Raw genomic sequence first — 15,394 nt, forward strand, 5'->3', positions numbered from 1 at the left:
TTGCGGCTGTGCCCGAGCGCATCGAGTGGCTGGCTGACGGTACGCCCTACAGCCCGCGCTTTGGCGACCGTTATCGCAGCGAACTCGGCGGGCTGGCGCAAGCACGCGAGGTTTTTCTGCGCGGTTGCGGGCTGCCTGAGGCCTGGGCCCACCAGCCGCAGTGGCGCATCCTGGAAACCGGGTTTGGCCTGGGACTGAATTTTCTGGTCACCTGGCAGGCCTGGCAAACGGACCCTGCACGCCCACGCATGCTGCATTTCGTCTCGACGGAAGCTTTTCCGGCCGGCGCCGCCGACCTGCTGCGCGCCGCAGCCGCACACCCTGAACTCTTGCCTTTGGCCACACAACTGCAGGCGCAGTGCTGGGGCCTGCTGCCGGGCGTGCACCGGCTGGTGTTTGAAGAAGGCCGGGTGTTGCTCAGTCTGTGCATCGGTGACACCCAGGCCGTGCTGCGCGAACAGCAGTTCGAGGCTGACTCGGTGTACCTCGATGGCTTCAGCCCTTCAAAGAACCCGGACATCTGGGACACACACACGCTCAAGGCGGTGGCGCGCTGCTGCCGACGCGGCACCCGCATTGCGAGCTGGACGATTGCGCGCAGCGTGCTCGACGGCTTGAGCCAGTGCGGCTTCACCGTGCGCAAAGTGCCAGGCCAACCGCCCAAGCGCGACAACCTGCAGGGCGAGTTCGACCCGCGCTGGGAACCGCGCAAGGCGCTGTCGTTCCAACCCTTGGCGCCGGTCACCCCCGCCAGTTGCGTGGTGATAGGCGCCGGCCTCGCGGGGGCGTCTGTGGCCGCCAGCCTGGCGCGGCGCGGCTGGCAGGTCGAGGTACTGGACAGCGAAACAGCGCCGGCAGGCGGCGCCTCGGGGTTGCCGGCCGGCGTGCTGGTGCCGCATGTCTCGCCGGACGATAGTGTGCTGTCCCGGCTGTCGCGCTGCGGCGTGCGCGCCACCTGGCAGCAGGCTGAAGCGCTGCTGCAGGCAGGCTCGGACTGGCAGACCTGCGGCGTGCTGGAGCGGCGCCTGGACGGCAGTGCCGGTCTGCCCGCCGACTGGCCAGAGGCCGGCCGCGACTGGAGCGACATCGCATCCGAGGCGCAACTGACGCAGGCCGGTCTCAGCACGAACGACGGGCCCGCCTGCTGGCACCACCGCGCGGGTTGGATCAAGCCGGCGCGGCTGGTGCTTGCGCTGCTCGCACAGCCGGGCATACGCTGGCGAGGCGGCAACCACGCCGCACGATTGCAGCGAGACCTGGAGACCGGCCACTGGCAAGTGCTGGACGAGCAAGGACACTGTCTGGCGCAGGCGAGCATGGTGGTGCTTGCCGCCGGCCATGCAAGCCGCCTGCTGGTCGAAAGCGGCTTGCAGCTGCAGGCGATCCGCGGGCAGATGTCCTGGGGCCTGCAAGACGACGCGCCGAGCACGGCAACTTTCCCGCCTTTTGTGGTCAACGGCAGCGGCAGTTTTATTCCCGCCGTGCCGACCGATCAGGGCCTGGCCTGGTTCGCAGGCGCGACTTTCGAGCGCGACCAGGACAGTACCGAAATCCGGCCCGCCAATCAACACGCCAATCTTGCGCGCCTGCAAGCGCTGTTGCCAACGACGGCTCAAACACTGGCGCCAATTTTTCAAAGCAACGCAGCACGTGCCTGGGCCGGTGTGCGCTGCGCTGCGCCGGACCGCCTGCCGCTGGTGGGCCGGGTTGACGCCAGCGCTTTGCCGGGATTGTGGGTCAGCACCGCCATGGGTTCGCGCGGCCTGAGCTTTGCCGTGTTGTGCGGCGAGTTGCTGGCGGCCCGCCTGCATGGCGAGCCTTTGCCGCTGGAACAGCGTTTGGCGCAGGCCCTGGCGCCGCAGCGCTTCCGGGCTTGAAGTTCCGAAATTGAGTATCTTTTCAGCCTCTAGCCCATACCCTCCGGGCGTAAGCAGCTATATATTTTGTAGCAAATTCTTGAGTTTTTCGGGATCCAGCGGCTTGGACAAATAGACTTGCGCGCCCGAAAACCGGGCCCGCAGCCCGCGCCGCCAAGCCGGCTCGGCGCCCGTGATGAACAGATGCGCAATCGCTGGCCGGGTACGGTCCACGGCCTTGATCACCTGCCAACTGTCCATGTCAGTCAGGCCCAGGTCCACGATGACTAACTGGTACGCGGCGCTACGCAGCAGTTCCATCGCCTCCGCGCCGCTGGCGGCTTCGTCCACCTCATGCAAACCCGCCGCGGCCAGCTTGGCGCGCAGGTAGAGACGCTCGTCTCGGCCAGCATCCACCAACAGCACACGCCGCGCGGCTGCGCTAGCCGCGCCCTCCAGCGCCATCGGAGCGGTGTCGTCAACACCCTCAAAGTGAACATCCAGATCCGTATCGTGGGCCAGCGCCAGGTCAAGTGACAAGGCTTTTGATGTCACGGGCAAAAACGCCTCGTCCATCGCCTCGATCAGGGCAGACCATTTGACCGGTGACGCAAATACCCGCCAGGCCGAGGCCGGAGCGCCCGCACCCACCCAGGCCAGCTTGAGCTTGTCGTGCGAGGGATTGGCCAGGGCCAGGGCAGCCTCCCAGCTATCACCGTCTACCAGCACGACCTGGGCGGCTTCCGGGCCGTCGGCCGTCCAGGGCGCATACACCACCGGGTGCGATTCAGAGAGCCGAAACAGGGTGTGCAAGGCATGGCGCTCGGCATCGCTGAAGCCGTAGTACTTGACGAATATTGGTTTCACAGCCCCCAGCGCTCCCATGGATGTCATTTGCGGTGGATTATGCGGGGCGCGCGCCGCGGCTCGCAGCGGGCTTGCCCCAATCCAGCGCCGGTGCGGGCTTGGCAGGCCTGAAAGAATCGGGCAGCCAGAACTGTGTAAGCCCGCATGAACACTGATGAATAAGCTTATGCGAATAAGCCAACAACAAATCTGTCGTTTGTTTTCATAAACAGCGGTTTTACAGTCGACCGCATATGCATGATCTTGTTTTTGTCTTCGCCGGTTTTGCGGTGGGCCTGGTGGTTGGCCTCACCGGAGTCGGTGGCGGCTCGCTGATGACGCCCTTGCTGATTTTCTTTTTCGGCGTCAAACCACATCTGGCCATAGGCACCGACCTGCTGTTTGCCGCCTTCACCAAGATGGGCGGCACCGTCAGTCTGGCACGCGCCCGTATTGTCGACTGGAAAATCGTCGGCCAAACCGCCGCCGGCAGCATCCCGGCCGCGCTGGTCACACTGTATGCCCTGCACCTGCTGGGTCCGGCCAGCCCGGCCGCCCATGCGGTGATGACCACCACGCTGGGCATTGCGCTGCTGCTGACCGCTGCCGCGATGCTGTACAAGGCGCTTTACGGCAAGGCCGCGCCACGCCATATCGATGCAGCCGCCCTGGGCGCCGCGACGCAGGCCCGGCACTGGGCCCTGCCGGTGCTGTTCGGCGCGGTGATTGGCGCCATGGTGACCATCACTTCGGTGGGTGCGGGCGCCATCGGCGTGATTGTGCTGATGCTGCTGTACCCCGCCCTGCCGCTACCGCGCATCGTTGCCGCCGACATTGCCCACGCCGTGCCGCTGACATTGGTGGCCGGTCTCGGTCATGCGTCCATCGGTTCGGTGGACTGGGTCTTGCTGGCCAAGCTGCTGGCCGGTTCGCTGCCGGGCATCTGGCTTGGCGCCCGGCTGGTGACACGCACGCCCGACCGCTGGATACGTTCCCTGCTCTCCGTGTTGCTGGCCTATGCCGGCGTCAAACTGATCGCCATCTGAAACCACTTTTTGATCTCTGACAGCCATGTACCAATACACAGAATTTGACCGCCAGTTCGTGCAGGCACGCGCGGACCAGTACCGCGACCAGCTCACGCGCTGGCAATCCGGCCAGTTGGCCGAGGACGAGTTCCGCCCGCTGCGCCTGCAAAACGGCTGGTACGTCCAGCGTTATGCGCCCATGCTGCGCGTGGCTGTGCCCTATGGCGAGTTGTCGAGCGCGCAGGTGCGGGTGCTGGCAAAAATTGCCCGCGAGTACGACCAGCCGAACGCTGCGCTGTTCAATGACGCCCAGGCGGCACAGGACAAGCTCGGCCCGGTCAACCTTAAAAGCGGCCTGTCGGTGGCGTCCAAACTGACCGCCGGTTACGCCCACTTCACCACGCGCCAGAACATTCAGTACAACTGGATTCCGCTCGACAAATCAGCAGACGTGATGGACCTGCTGGCCAGCGTCAACATGCACGGTATCCAGACCAGCGGCAACTGCATCCGCAACATCACCAGCGATGAACGCGCCGGCATTGCGGTCGATGAAATCGCTGATCCGCGGCCTTTCGGGGAGATCCTGCGCCAGTGGAGCACGCTGCACCCCGAGTTCGCTTTTTTGCCGCGCAAGTTCAAGATCGCCATCAGCGGCGCCAGGGAAGACCGCGCAGCCACCGCCTGGCACGACGTGGGCCTGCACCTGATCCGCAACGCCGAAGGTGAACTCGGCTTCAAGGTGCAGGTTGGCGGCGGCATGGGCCGCACGCCCATCATCGGCACTGTGATCCGCGAGTTTTTGCCGTGGCACCAGGTCATGAATTACATCGAGGCCATCGTGCGTGTGTACAACCGCTACGGCCGCCGCGACAACATGTACAAGGCGCGCATCAAGATCCTGGTCAAGGCCGAGGGCCAGAAGTACATCGACGACGTGGAAGCCGAGTACCAGCAGATCATGGAACATGACGGCGGCCCACACACCATCACCCAGGCCGAACTGGACCGCGTCACGGCGTGTTTTGTGCCACCTGCGCTCAAGTGCGACCGCAAGAGTGCCGACGCCAAAATCGCCAACATCCTGCGGGCCGCGGCCGAGGACGACATCGAGTTTGGCCGCTGGCTCAAGCAAAACGTCGCGCCGCACCAGAACCCTGACCTGCGCTGCGTGACGCTCTCGTTCAAACGACTGGGCCAGGCGCCCGGCGACGCGACCGCCGACCAGCTCGACACGGCCGCCGACCTGGCCGACCAGTTCAGTGCCGGTGAGGTGCGCGTCACGCACGACCAGAACCTGCTGCTGCCCTGGGTGCGCTGCGACGAACTCCCCGAGCTGTGGCGCGCCGCACGCAAGTCGGGTTTTGCACGCCCCAACATCCGGCTGCTGACCGACATGATTGCCTGCCCCGGTGGCGACTTCTGCTCGCTGGCCAACGCACGCTCGATCCCGATTGCCGAAGCCATCACCGAGCGTTACCAGGACATGGACGAGCTGCACGACCTCGGTGAGATCGATCTGCACATCAGCGGCTGCATCAACTCCTGCGGCCACCACCACAGCGGCCACATCGGCATCCTCGGCGTCGACAAGGACGGCAAGGAGTGGTACCAGGTCACGCTGGGCGGCTCGGACGGCTCCACCCTGAGCGGTGCGCCCGTGCCTGGCAAGGTGGTCGGACCCTCGTTCTCGGCCGCCGAAGTGCCAGAAGTGATCGAGGCCGTGCTCGAGACCTACCGCCAGCACCGCGAAACCGGCGAAACTTTTATCGCCACCCTGCGCCGCACCGGCATTGACCCGTTCAAGCTGGCCGCCAACAGTGCGCGTTTTCCCGCTGCCGCGTCTGCAGTCGCCTGAGGAGCACACCATGAAACTTTTGCCACTGACCGATCACGCTGCCGCTGAAGACAGCAGCACACTCGTCCTGCCCAACGACGCCGACCCGCTGCAGGCTGCGCTGGACGGCGTGACACGCATCGACCTGCACTTTCCGAAATTCACCGACGGCCGCGCCTTCAGCCAGGCGTTTCTGCTGCGCCGCCGCCGCAGTTTTACCGGCGAGATACGCGCCACCGGTGACGTGCTGGCCGACCAGCTCGCACAAATGGAGCGCAGCGGTTTTGACGTCGCCGTGCTGCGTGCTGACCAGGACATGGCGACCGCCCAGCGTGTGCTGGCGGCTTATCCCGGGCGCAAAGTCGGCAAATACCAGGGCGACGCCGTCAAGGTGCAACCCCACTTCAAGGATGTCCAGGAACGGGCTGCGGCCTGAACACGATGAAGCTTGACCTTGCAAAAATCAACGCAGAACTCGGCCACAACGCGCAGGGCCTGGTGGACTGGGCTGTGGAACTGGGTCGGCCCGCCATCGTCACCACCAATTTCCGTCCCTTCGAGGCGGTCATTCTGCACATGGTGACACGTGCCAACCCCCGCGTGCCCGTGGTCTGGATGGACAACGGCTACAACACCGAGGCCACCTACCGTTTTGCCGACGAAGTCACGAAGCTGCTGAACCTCGATCTGCATATTTACCTGCCGCGCCGCTCGCGTGCGCACCGCGAGGCGGTGGCCGGCCCGACCCCGGCGCTGGACGACCCCCGCCATGCCGCCTTCACCGAAGAAGTCAAGCTCGAGCCCTTTGCCCGCGCCCTGCGCGAAACCGCGCCCCAGGTCTGGTTCACGGCCTTGCGCGCCACCGACACCGCTGTGCGCGCCCAGATGGAGCCGGTCAGCGTCAACCCCGACGGCCTGATCAAGGTCGCGCCTCTCCTGCACTGGTCGTCCAAAGAGCTTTACCAGTACTGCGAGACCCACGGCCTGCCCAACAATTTCGACTACGTGGACCCCACCAAGGGCGAGGACAACCGCGAATGCGGTCTGCACCTTGCACACTGACCTATGAACGCCCGCACACCCTCCAACCTGCTGCCTGCCGACCCGGTGATATCCACCGCCCGGCTGTCCAATACCCACCTCGATGCCCTTGAGGAAGAAACAATTTTCATCCTGCGCGAAGTGGCGGCCGCTTTCGAGCGCCCGACCCTGCTGTTCTCGGGCGGCAAGGACTCGCTGGTCATGCTCAAGTGCGCCGAAAAGGCCTTTGGCGTCGGCCGCATTCCCTACCCGCTCCTGATGATCGATACCGGCCACAACTTCCACGAGGTCACCGACTTCCGCGATCTGCGCGCGAAAGAACTCGATGCCGAGCTGATCGTGCGCAACGTCGAAGACTCGATGAAACGCGGCACTGTGCGGCTGGCGCACCCCGGCGAATCCCGCAACGTGCACCAGTCGGTGACGCTGCTGGAGGCCATCGAAGAGTTTCGCTTCGACGCGCTGATAGGCGGCGCACGCCGCGACGAGGAAAAAGCCCGCGCCAAGGAGCGCATCTTCTCGCACCGCGACAGCTTCGGCCAGTGGCAGCCCAAGGCCCAGCGACCGGAACTCTGGACCCTGTTCAACACCCGGCTGCAACCCGGCGAACACTTCCGCGTGTTTCCGATTTCCAACTGGACCGAACTCGACGTCTGGCAATACATCGAGCGCGAAAACATCGCCCTGCCTTCGCTGTATTACGCGCACCAGCGCAAGGTCGTTGAGCGCAAGGGCTTGCTGGTGCCGGTGACTGAGCTCACGCCAGCACGCGATGGCGAGGAAGTGGTCGAGAAAACCGTGCGTTTCCGCACCGTTGGCGACATCACCTGCACCTGCCCCGTGGACAGCCCGGCCGCCACCGCCGCCGAGATCGTGATCGAAACTCTGGCCGCAGACGTCAGCGAGCGCGGCGCCACACGCATGGACGACAAGACTTCCGACGCTTCGATGGAAAAGCGCAAGAAAGACGGGTATTTCTGATGAGCACTACTGATTTGATAGCTGACGAAGCAATACAGGCAAGGGCTACAGGCAAAAATGACCTGAAATCTGCGCTGAAATTCATCACCTGCGGCTCGGTCGATGACGGCAAGAGCACGCTGATCGGTCGCTTGCTGGTGGACAGCAAAGCCGTGCTGCAAGACCACCTGGCCGGCGTGCAGCGCGGTGGCGAGACCGACCTGGCCCTGCTGACCGACGGCCTGTCGGCCGAGCGCGAACAGGGCATCACCATCGACGTGGCCTACCGCTACTTCAACACCGAAAACCGCAAGTTCATCATCGGCGACGCGCCCGGCCATGAACAGTACACCCGCAACATGGTCACCGCCGCGTCCAGCGCCGACGCCGCCGTGGTACTGGTCGATGCTACCAAGCTCGACTGGAAAAACCCGTCCATGGAGCTGCTGCCGCAGACCCGGCGCCATTCGCTGCTGGTCAATCTGCTGCGGGTGCCGTCCATTGTGTTCGCGGTCAACAAGCTCGACGCGGTGGAAGATTCCGCACAGGCCTTCCGCAACATCAGTGCTGCACTCACAGCATTTGCAAAAGCCGCGTTCATCCCGGTCAAGGCAACCGTTCCGGTGTCGGCCCTGAAGGGCTACAACGTGGTGGATACGCTGCCAGGCTGGTGTGACTACCAGGGCCTGTCACTGCTGCAATTGCTTGAACAGCTGCCCACCACCGCTGCCGAAAGCACCGAAGCTTTCTCCTTCCCGGTGCAGTGGGTCGAAAAATTTTCGTCGTCATCGGATACCTCGCAGGGTCGCCGCGTCTTCTGGGGCCGTGTCGCCACCGGTGGCGTGCAGCCCGGCCAAAACGTGACCGTGCTACCCAGCGGCCAGACCGCCGTCGTGGCCCAGGTGCTGGACCACACTCGCCAGGCCAAATCCATCCTGGCCGGCCACAGCGCGGGTATTGTGCTGGACCGCGAAGTGGACGTGTCGCGCGGCGACTGGCTGCTGGCCGAAGACAGCTTCGAGCCCTCGCGCGAACTGTCGGTCACCATCGCCTGGATGGACGACGAGCCGCTGGTTGCTGGCCGTGTTTACTGGGCACTGCACGGCCACCGCTGGGTCAAAGCCAAGGTCAAACGCATCGTGCACAAACTCGATGTCAACACATTGGCTGAGGAAGATGCCAGCGCGTTGCCGCCCAATGCCATCGGCCACATCGAGCTGAGCCTCCAGGAGCCATTGGCCACCCTTCCCTATGCACGGTCGCGCGTTCTCGGTGCGCTGGTGCTGGTGGACACGGCGTCGAACAAAACATCGGGCGGCGCGCTGATTCTCTGACCGGGATCAGCCGCGCCACCGCATCCATTCACCCTGCTCCCGGAATCCTCTTAAAATCAAGGGTTTCCACCGATCTCCGCCAGAACAACATGACTCACATCGTTTCCGAATCCTGCATCCGCTGCAAGTACACCGACTGCGTTGATGTCTGCCCCGTGGACTGCTTCCGCGAAGGCCCGAACATGCTGGTCATCGATCCGGATGAATGTATCGATTGCGCGGTCTGCATCCCGGAGTGCCCGGTCAACGCAATTTATGCCGAAGAAGATGTGCCGGCCGACCAGATCGCCTTCATCAAGCTCAACGTTGAGTTGAGCCAGGCGGCAGGCTGGAAAAGCATCACCAAGCGCAAGGAAGCCTTGCCCGATGCTGAAGAGTGGAAAGACAAAACCGGAAAGCTGGCCGAGCTGATCCGCTAGACATGAACACCCCTGCCGGATGCTCACTTCGTGTAGCACCACCTCCCCTTGCAGGGGACAGCGCCTGCGGCCGGGCAAAGCCAGTTCCGCGGCGCCTGCTGGCTTGGTAAAGTCAGCGGCATGACCAACACCTCCATGATTCAGACCGATGCGCTGGTCGTCGGCGCGGGGCCTGTCGGTCTGTTCCAGGTGTTCCAGCTGGGCCTGCTGGACATCAAGTCCCATGTGATCGATTCGCTGCCGCATCCGGGCGGCCAGTGCATCGAGCTTTACGCCGACAAACCGATTTACGACATTCCTGGCACGCCGCGCACCAGTGGCCGTGCGTTGGTCGCCAGCCTTCTTGAACAGATCAAGCCTTTCGGTGCCGGCTTCCATCTGGGTCAGGAAGTCAGCGCGGTGGCGCAACAAGCCGATGGCCGCTTCCTGGTGGAAGCCTCTCATGGCACCGTCTTCCTTGCCAAAACCATTTTTATTGCAGCCGGTGTAGGGTCCTTCCAGCCGAAGCGCCTGAAGATCGCCGGGCTGGACGCCTTTGAAAATACCCAGCTTTTTCACCATGTCGACGAGCCGGCTCGGTTTGCCGGAAAAAACGTGTTGGTGGTGGGTGGCGACGAAGCGGCTGTGGACTGGGCGACACGCCTGGCCCAAGCCGGACCGGAGCAGGCGCAGAGCGTGACCTTGCTGCATCGCCGCGATGTTCTGCAAGCCTCTGCACCGGTCCTGGCCCGTTTCGATGCCTTGCGCAACAACGGGGCTGTGCGTTTTCGGGTGGGTCAGGTTACAGGCATAGACACCGAAGACGGCAAATTGAGCGCAGCGCGTATCACCGACGTTGACGGCAACACATCCGCCCTGCCTGTGGACCGGATGCTGGTTTTGCTCGGGCTGTCACCCAAACTCGGACCGCTGATCCAGTGGGGTCTGGACATGGAACGCAAGCAGTTGCGGGTAGACACCGAAAAATTCTCCACCAGCGTGCCTGGCATTTTTGCGGTCGGCGACATCAACACCTACCCCGGCAAGAAAAAGCTGATTCTCTGCGGGTTTCATGAGTGCACGCTGGCCGCTTACGCTGCAGCCGAACTCATCTTCCCGGACCAGAAGATCCCGTTTCAGTACACCACCACCAGCCCGAAACTGCACAAGCTGCTCGGCGTTGGCGCCGACGCGTCCCCGACCGAGCCCGAGGGAAGCTAGACAAGCGGCTTGAGTCGCATCGGCAACGGGGCGTGGCCATGATTGAGCGGACCGCCCCCCGCACCGGTTTTGACGCTGGCCCCCGCGCTCAGTGCCGCGCGCACATAAGCCCGCGCCATCTCCACCGCCTCCAGCAGCGGCATGCCCAGCGCCAGTCCCGAGGCAATCGCCGATGACAGCGTGCAGCCGGTGCCGTGGGTGTTGGGGCTCTGGATGCGCGGCGCTTGCATCCAGTGGCTGCCGCCTTCAGCCGTCACCAGCAAGTCAATCACCGTGTCACCCGGCAGATGCCCTCCCTTGAGCAGCACGGCATGCGCGCCACGGGAAAGCAATTCGCTTGCCGCACGCGCCATGTCCTGCGCATTGTGCAAAGGCCGCCCCACCAGCAAGGCCGCCTCGTCGAGGTTGGGCGTCACCAGCACGGCGCGCGAAAACAGCTCGCGCACCAGCACCGCAATGGCCGGGTTGTCGATCAGCACCGCGCCGCTGGTGGCCACCATCACAGGGTCGAGCACAACTCTCCGGAGTGCATGGCGGTCTATTGCTTCAGCCACCGCCAGCACAATCTCGGGTGCGTGCAGCATGCCGATCTTGACGGCATCAACGCCGATGTCCTCAACCACCGCGTCAATCTGGTGGCGTAAAATTTCTGGTGGCACACCATGAATGGCCCGCACGCCGAGCGTGTTCTGCGCGGTCAGTGCGGTGATCGCCGTCATGCCGTAACAACCGAGCGCGGCAATCGTCTTCAGGTCCGCCTGGATGCCTGCGCCACCCCCGCTGTCAGAACCGGCGATCGACAACACGCGCGGGTATTCGAATTTAAAAATGTCGTCGCTCATGAGGCTTTGCCATCCGGTCGCCCGGATCTTGGTGGAAGGAGTCCGGATTATCGGGCCCGCCCCGCGACCGTCTGGCGGCGGCGGATGAACCGTCTATTTGAAGTGCGTCAGGAAATGCGCCATATCCGCCAGTTCGGCATCTTTGAGCCCGTACAGCGAGGCAGCCATGATGGTGTCGCGCCCGAGGCCCGGATGATCCCGAAATTGCTTCATGGCGTACAGCAAAAAAGCCTCCTGCTGGCCAGCCAATCGCGGAATCTGCTCACGTCCGGAGTAATCAGGCAAGTGGCAGGTACCGCACAACATCCGCTGGGAGGTCTGAAGACCACGCTGATAGGTTGCGCTGTTGACGGACCCCGATGCCTTGGCTGGCGTCTGCGCTGAGAAATAGGTGGCCAGCGCCACGATCTCGGGGTCTTTCACGCCATCGAGAAGCCCCTTCATCTGCGGAATGTCCCGCAAACCTTCCCGGATCAGCACCAGCTGATTTTCAATGAACACCTTGGGTTGGCCTGCCAGTGAAGGCGTCAGGGGGATTTGTGAATTGCCCTGGGGGCCGTGGCAGGCCATGCAAAGGGCCAGCTGCGCGGCGTTGGGCGGTTGCACCTGGGCATGGGCCTGGCCCAGAAAAAAAAGCAGGGCAACTGCTGCCAGTGCCCTGCCCGCCCGCGTGATGTTGCCTGTTTCAGGACCGGGCATAGGTGATGCGGTAGATGGCGCCCAACTGCTCGTCCGACAGCAGCAGCGAGCCATCAGGCAGTTGCAGCATGTACACCGGACGGCCCCAGAATGCATCGGTCTTGTCGTCGAGGAAACCCGTGACGAAAGGAGTGACCTGTGGGTTCTGTCCGTTGGCGTCAGTGCGCACCATGAGCACGTCATAGCCGCTTTTCTTGGTGCGGTTCCAGGACCCCTTGCGGGCGACAAACATCGCGTTTTTGTAATCGGAAGGGAACATGTTGCCCGTGTAGAAATGCACGCCCATGGCAGCGGTGTGGCCGCCCAGCGTCTGCACTGGCAAGGTCACGCCATCGCAGGGCTTGTCCTTCTTGATGTCCTTGTCGGCCACGCCGTTCGCATGGCAGTAGGGGAAGCCGAAGTTCTGACCGACCCGTGTGATGCGGTTGAGCTCGTCCTCAGGAGAGTCGTCACCCATCCAGTCCCGGCCATGGTCGCTGAACCAGAGTTCTTTAGTGACCGGGTGCCAGTCGAAACCCTGCGTGTTCCGTATACCGGTGGCCACCACTTCCATGTTGGACCCATCTGCGTTGTAGCGCCGCAGTTGCGCGTAACCTTCAGCCGGCAGCAGGCAGATATTGCAGGGCGCGCCGAAGGGCACATAGAGCTTGTTGTCAGGACCGAAGCGGATGTACTTCCAGTTGTGGTGCTGCTCGGGTGGCAGATTGAATTTAGCCGTCAGGTCGACCGGCTGCACATTCGGATTGCTCTCGATGCCGTCGTAGCGCAACACCTTGTCGATCGCCATGACATAAAGCGAGCCATTGTGCATGGCGACCGCCGGTTGATTCAGCTTGTCCACCACCACGCGACTCGTGCGCTCTCTGCCGTTGTCGGAGATTTCGTAGACGCGGCCCAGCCCCCGCGTGCCAACGTAGATTTTTCCACTTTCGCCGCGGGCCATGGCCCTCCCTCCCGGCGTGCCATGGGACCAGATCTCGGCTTTGAAGCCCGCTGGCAACTTCAGGTTCTGAAGGGGAATGTCGGCGGCGGCGGTAGCTGTCAATTTGCCCGCATGCGGGGCCAGCCTGGAGCTCGCCATGTCGGCCGACCTGCCCTGTTGCCACGCGGGCGCAGCGGCTGCGGGCGGAGCTGCAGGGGTTGCCGCAGGAGGCGGGGGTGTTTGCGCGCAGCCTGACAAAACACCGATTGCGATCAGTGAGCTCCAGAACGTCCGGTTTTTCGTCATCGAAGATCTCCCTTGGATTGAAATTATTGCAGCGACAATTTGCATGCTAACTTTCGCATCGGAGGGGCTGCAGAGGGTTTCCACCTAGCGGCGATAACAGCCAGCGGAAAGGGCTTTTCCAACAGCGGGCGGCCCATGACGACGGGATTGCGCACAACGACAGAGCCGCCCGGAACAGGCGCTTCGGCGATCATGCAAGCTGGTATTTTTTACGAGGTGCGCAGGCCAGTTCACAAAAGCAAAAGGCCTGCACGAAATGTGCAAGCCCTTGAATTTGGCTCCTCAACCTGGGCTCGAACCAGGGACCTACGGATTAACAGTCCGGCGCTCTACCAACTGAGCTATTGAGGAATACAGCCTAAGATTATAGCCTTAATTATTCGCGCTTCTTCCTCCCAGGATGCACCACGAATGCTGGCAGTGCATTCGAATGGCCCCGTGGAGTACCATTCGCGCAGTCTTCATCGCGACTCTTGGTGTGCCCCTCGCCGAGTGAATCGACAGGCTGGCTCCAAGCTCCTACTTTCATTTGCCTGCGATGCCCAAGTCTCCCCACACCCTGCCATGGCTAGATGCCGACGACGCCTTCCCGCTGGTTGAGACCGCCTGGGGCGAGGGCGATCCGGCGCCGGGCCTGCTGGCGGCTGGGCGGACGCTGGACGTGGCCTGCTTGGTGCAGGCTTATGGCCTTGGCATCTTTCCGTGGTTCAGCGCGGGTCAACCCATCCTGTGGTGGAGCCCCGACCCGCGCATGGTGCTCCGGACACAAAATTTCAGATTGCATCGATCGCTTCGCAAAAGCATCGCGAATTTCCGCAGCGCGCCCATCCACGAGATCCGCTTCGACACGGCATTCGCCAAGGTGATCAGCGCCTGTGCCAACACACCGCGTGCGGGGCAAGCAGGCACCTGGATAGTTCCAGACATGGTGCGGGCCTACATCGCGCTGCACCAGGCGGGGCATGCACACAGCGTCGAGACATGGATAAATGGCGAACTCGTCGGCGGGTTGTACTGCGTGAACATCGGCGGCATGGTGTTTGGCGAGTCCATGTTTGCGCACCGGACCGACGCCTCCAAGCTGGCGCTGGCGGCCCTGGTAGCTTTTTGCCGGGCGCACGGCATCGCCATGATCGATTGTCAGCAAAACACCCGGCACCTCGCGTCGCTCGGCGCAGCCGAAATCCCGCGTGAGGAATTTGTCGCCCATGTGGGGGACCGCAAGGCCCTCACCTCACCCCAGTGGGAGTTTGAACCCCTATACTGGAACCAGTTAATGACGCCCGACGCATGACGTGACGCACCTCAAAGACTTGCCCCTTCAGGCGCTGCAGTTTTATGCCACTGCACCCTACCCCTGCAGCTACCTGCCCGGCCGGCAGGCACGCTCACAGGTCGCCACACCCAGCCACCTGATTCACAACGCAGCCTATTCGGAACTGGTGACCAACGGCTTTCGCCGCAGCGGCATGTTCACCTACCGCCCTTACTGCGATGGCTGTCAGGCTTGTGTGCCACTGCGCGTCCCGGTCGCCACGTTCACGCCCGATCGCAGCCAGCGCCGCGCCTGGAAACGTCACCAGTCGCTGCAGGCGCGCGTGCTCAAGCTGTGTTTCCTGCCCGAGCATTACCAGCTCTATCTGCGTTACCAGAACGGCCGCCACTCCGGCGGTGGCATGGACCATGACAGCGTGGACCAGTACACCCAGTTTCTGCTGCAAAGTCGCGTCAACTCGCGACTGGTGGAGTTCCGTGAAACCCTGCCCAATGGGGAAGCGGGGGCTCTGAAAATGGTGTCAATTCTCGACGTACTTGAAGACGGCGTTTCTGCCGTGTACACCTTTTATGAGCCTGATTCCCAGGCCAGCTACGGCAATTACAGCGTGCTGTGGCAGATTGAACAGGCGCGCCACTTGGGTCTGCCCCATGTTTACCTGGGTTACTGGATCGCACAGAGCCTGAAAATGAACTACAAAGCCCGGTTTTTGCCGAACCAGATCCTGGTTGACGGCGAGTGGGTGACGGCCCCTGCCGGGTAGCGGGCGTCTCGCCAAGTCCACGCGCAGCGCAAAAGACGCAGCGCCCTGGCACTTGCGCCGTATTT

The 15,394-nt window shown here is 63.1% G+C and carries 15 protein-coding genes and 1 tRNA gene; 11 read left to right on the forward strand and 5 right to left on the reverse strand.

The window, feature by feature from the left end:
• Positions 1-8: 8 nt before the first annotated feature.
• Positions 9-1,877 (forward strand): FAD-dependent 5-carboxymethylaminomethyl-2-thiouridine(34) oxidoreductase MnmC, encoded by a 1,869-nt coding sequence (gene mnmC / locus ACH2CW_RS15605; RefSeq protein ID WP_395059781.1) that lies wholly within the window; start codon positions 9-11, stop codon positions 1,875-1,877.
• A gap of 57 nt (positions 1,878-1,934) precedes the next feature.
• On the opposite strand, the gene ACH2CW_RS15610 is transcribed toward mnmC, so the two are convergent.
• Positions 1,935-2,723 (reverse strand): response regulator, encoded by a 789-nt coding sequence (locus ACH2CW_RS15610; RefSeq protein WP_395059783.1) that lies wholly within the window; start codon positions 2,721-2,723, stop codon positions 1,935-1,937.
• Between the two features lie 233 nt (positions 2,724-2,956).
• Here ACH2CW_RS15610 and ACH2CW_RS15615 point away from each other — a divergent pair, with 233 nt between their 5' ends.
• The 8 genes from ACH2CW_RS15615 (at position 2,957) to ACH2CW_RS15650 (ending at position 10,521) form a co-directional block, all read left to right on the forward strand.
• Positions 2,957-3,748: a sulfite exporter TauE/SafE family protein gene (locus tag ACH2CW_RS15615; RefSeq protein ID WP_395059785.1), complete on the forward strand. Its 792-nt coding sequence runs from the start codon at positions 2,957-2,959 to the stop codon at positions 3,746-3,748.
• A gap of 25 nt (positions 3,749-3,773) precedes the next feature.
• Positions 3,774-5,588 (forward strand): nitrite/sulfite reductase, encoded by a 1,815-nt coding sequence (locus ACH2CW_RS15620; RefSeq protein WP_395059787.1) that lies wholly within the window; start codon positions 3,774-3,776, stop codon positions 5,586-5,588.
• Between the two features lie 10 nt (positions 5,589-5,598).
• Positions 5,599-6,003, forward strand: coding sequence for a DUF934 domain-containing protein (locus ACH2CW_RS15625; protein ID WP_395059789.1), 405 nt, complete (start codon positions 5,599-5,601; stop codon positions 6,001-6,003).
• Between the two features lie 5 nt (positions 6,004-6,008).
• The gene (locus ACH2CW_RS15630; protein WP_395059791.1) at positions 6,009-6,629 is read left to right on the forward strand and encodes a phosphoadenosine phosphosulfate reductase family protein; all 621 of its coding nucleotides are present in this window, start codon (positions 6,009-6,011) and stop codon (positions 6,627-6,629) included.
• A gap of 3 nt (positions 6,630-6,632) precedes the next feature.
• The gene (gene cysD, locus ACH2CW_RS15635; protein ID WP_395059793.1) at positions 6,633-7,589 is read left to right on the forward strand and encodes a sulfate adenylyltransferase subunit CysD; all 957 of its coding nucleotides are present in this window, start codon (positions 6,633-6,635) and stop codon (positions 7,587-7,589) included.
• On the forward strand, positions 7,589-8,902 hold the full coding sequence (locus ACH2CW_RS15640) for a sulfate adenylyltransferase subunit 1 (protein WP_395059795.1): 1,314 nt from the start codon (positions 7,589-7,591) through the stop codon (positions 8,900-8,902). The genes cysD and ACH2CW_RS15640 overlap by 1 nt, the downstream gene beginning before the upstream one ends.
• 89 nt (positions 8,903-8,991) lie before the next feature.
• Positions 8,992-9,321: a ferredoxin FdxA gene (fdxA, locus tag ACH2CW_RS15645; protein ID WP_395059797.1), complete on the forward strand. Its 330-nt coding sequence runs from the start codon at positions 8,992-8,994 to the stop codon at positions 9,319-9,321.
• A 120-nt stretch (positions 9,322-9,441) separates the two neighbouring features.
• Positions 9,442-10,521, forward strand: coding sequence for an NAD(P)/FAD-dependent oxidoreductase (locus tag ACH2CW_RS15650; protein ID WP_395059799.1), 1,080 nt, complete (start codon positions 9,442-9,444; stop codon positions 10,519-10,521).
• Here ACH2CW_RS15650 and thiD read toward each other — a convergent pair.
• From thiD to ACH2CW_RS15670, 4 genes are all read right to left on the reverse strand, one after another.
• On the reverse strand, positions 10,518-11,363 hold the full coding sequence (thiD, locus tag ACH2CW_RS15655) for a bifunctional hydroxymethylpyrimidine kinase/phosphomethylpyrimidine kinase (RefSeq protein ID WP_395059801.1): 846 nt from the start codon (positions 11,361-11,363) through the stop codon (positions 10,518-10,520). The genes ACH2CW_RS15650 and thiD overlap by 4 nt on opposite strands.
• Before the next feature lie 93 nt (positions 11,364-11,456).
• A complete protein-coding gene (locus ACH2CW_RS15660; protein WP_395059803.1) occupies positions 11,457-12,062 on the reverse strand; it encodes a c-type cytochrome in 606 nt (201 codons plus the stop codon).
• Positions 12,049-13,143 (reverse strand): PQQ-dependent sugar dehydrogenase, encoded by a 1,095-nt coding sequence (locus ACH2CW_RS15665; protein ID WP_395059805.1) that lies wholly within the window; start codon positions 13,141-13,143, stop codon positions 12,049-12,051. The genes ACH2CW_RS15660 and ACH2CW_RS15665 overlap by 14 nt, the downstream gene beginning before the upstream one ends.
• A gap of 422 nt (positions 13,144-13,565) precedes the next feature.
• A tRNA-Asn gene (locus ACH2CW_RS15670) sits at positions 13,566-13,641 on the reverse strand.
• 187 nt (positions 13,642-13,828) lie between these two features.
• Between ACH2CW_RS15670 and aat the strand changes: the two genes are divergently transcribed.
• Both aat and ACH2CW_RS15680 read left to right on the forward strand, forming a co-directional pair.
• Positions 13,829-14,584 carry a leucyl/phenylalanyl-tRNA--protein transferase gene (gene aat / locus ACH2CW_RS15675; RefSeq protein ID WP_395059807.1) on the forward strand — a complete coding sequence of 252 codons (756 nt, stop codon included), beginning with the start codon at positions 13,829-13,831 and terminating at the stop codon, positions 14,582-14,584.
• Position 14,585: 1 nt separating this feature from the next.
• Positions 14,586-15,329: an arginyltransferase gene (locus ACH2CW_RS15680; protein ID WP_395059809.1), complete on the forward strand. Its 744-nt coding sequence runs from the start codon at positions 14,586-14,588 to the stop codon at positions 15,327-15,329.
• The last annotated feature ends 65 nt before the right edge of the window (positions 15,330-15,394 follow it).

This window comes from Polaromonas sp. (assembly GCF_043778355.1).
GTDB lineage: Bacteria > Pseudomonadota > Gammaproteobacteria > Burkholderiales > Burkholderiaceae_C > Polaromonas.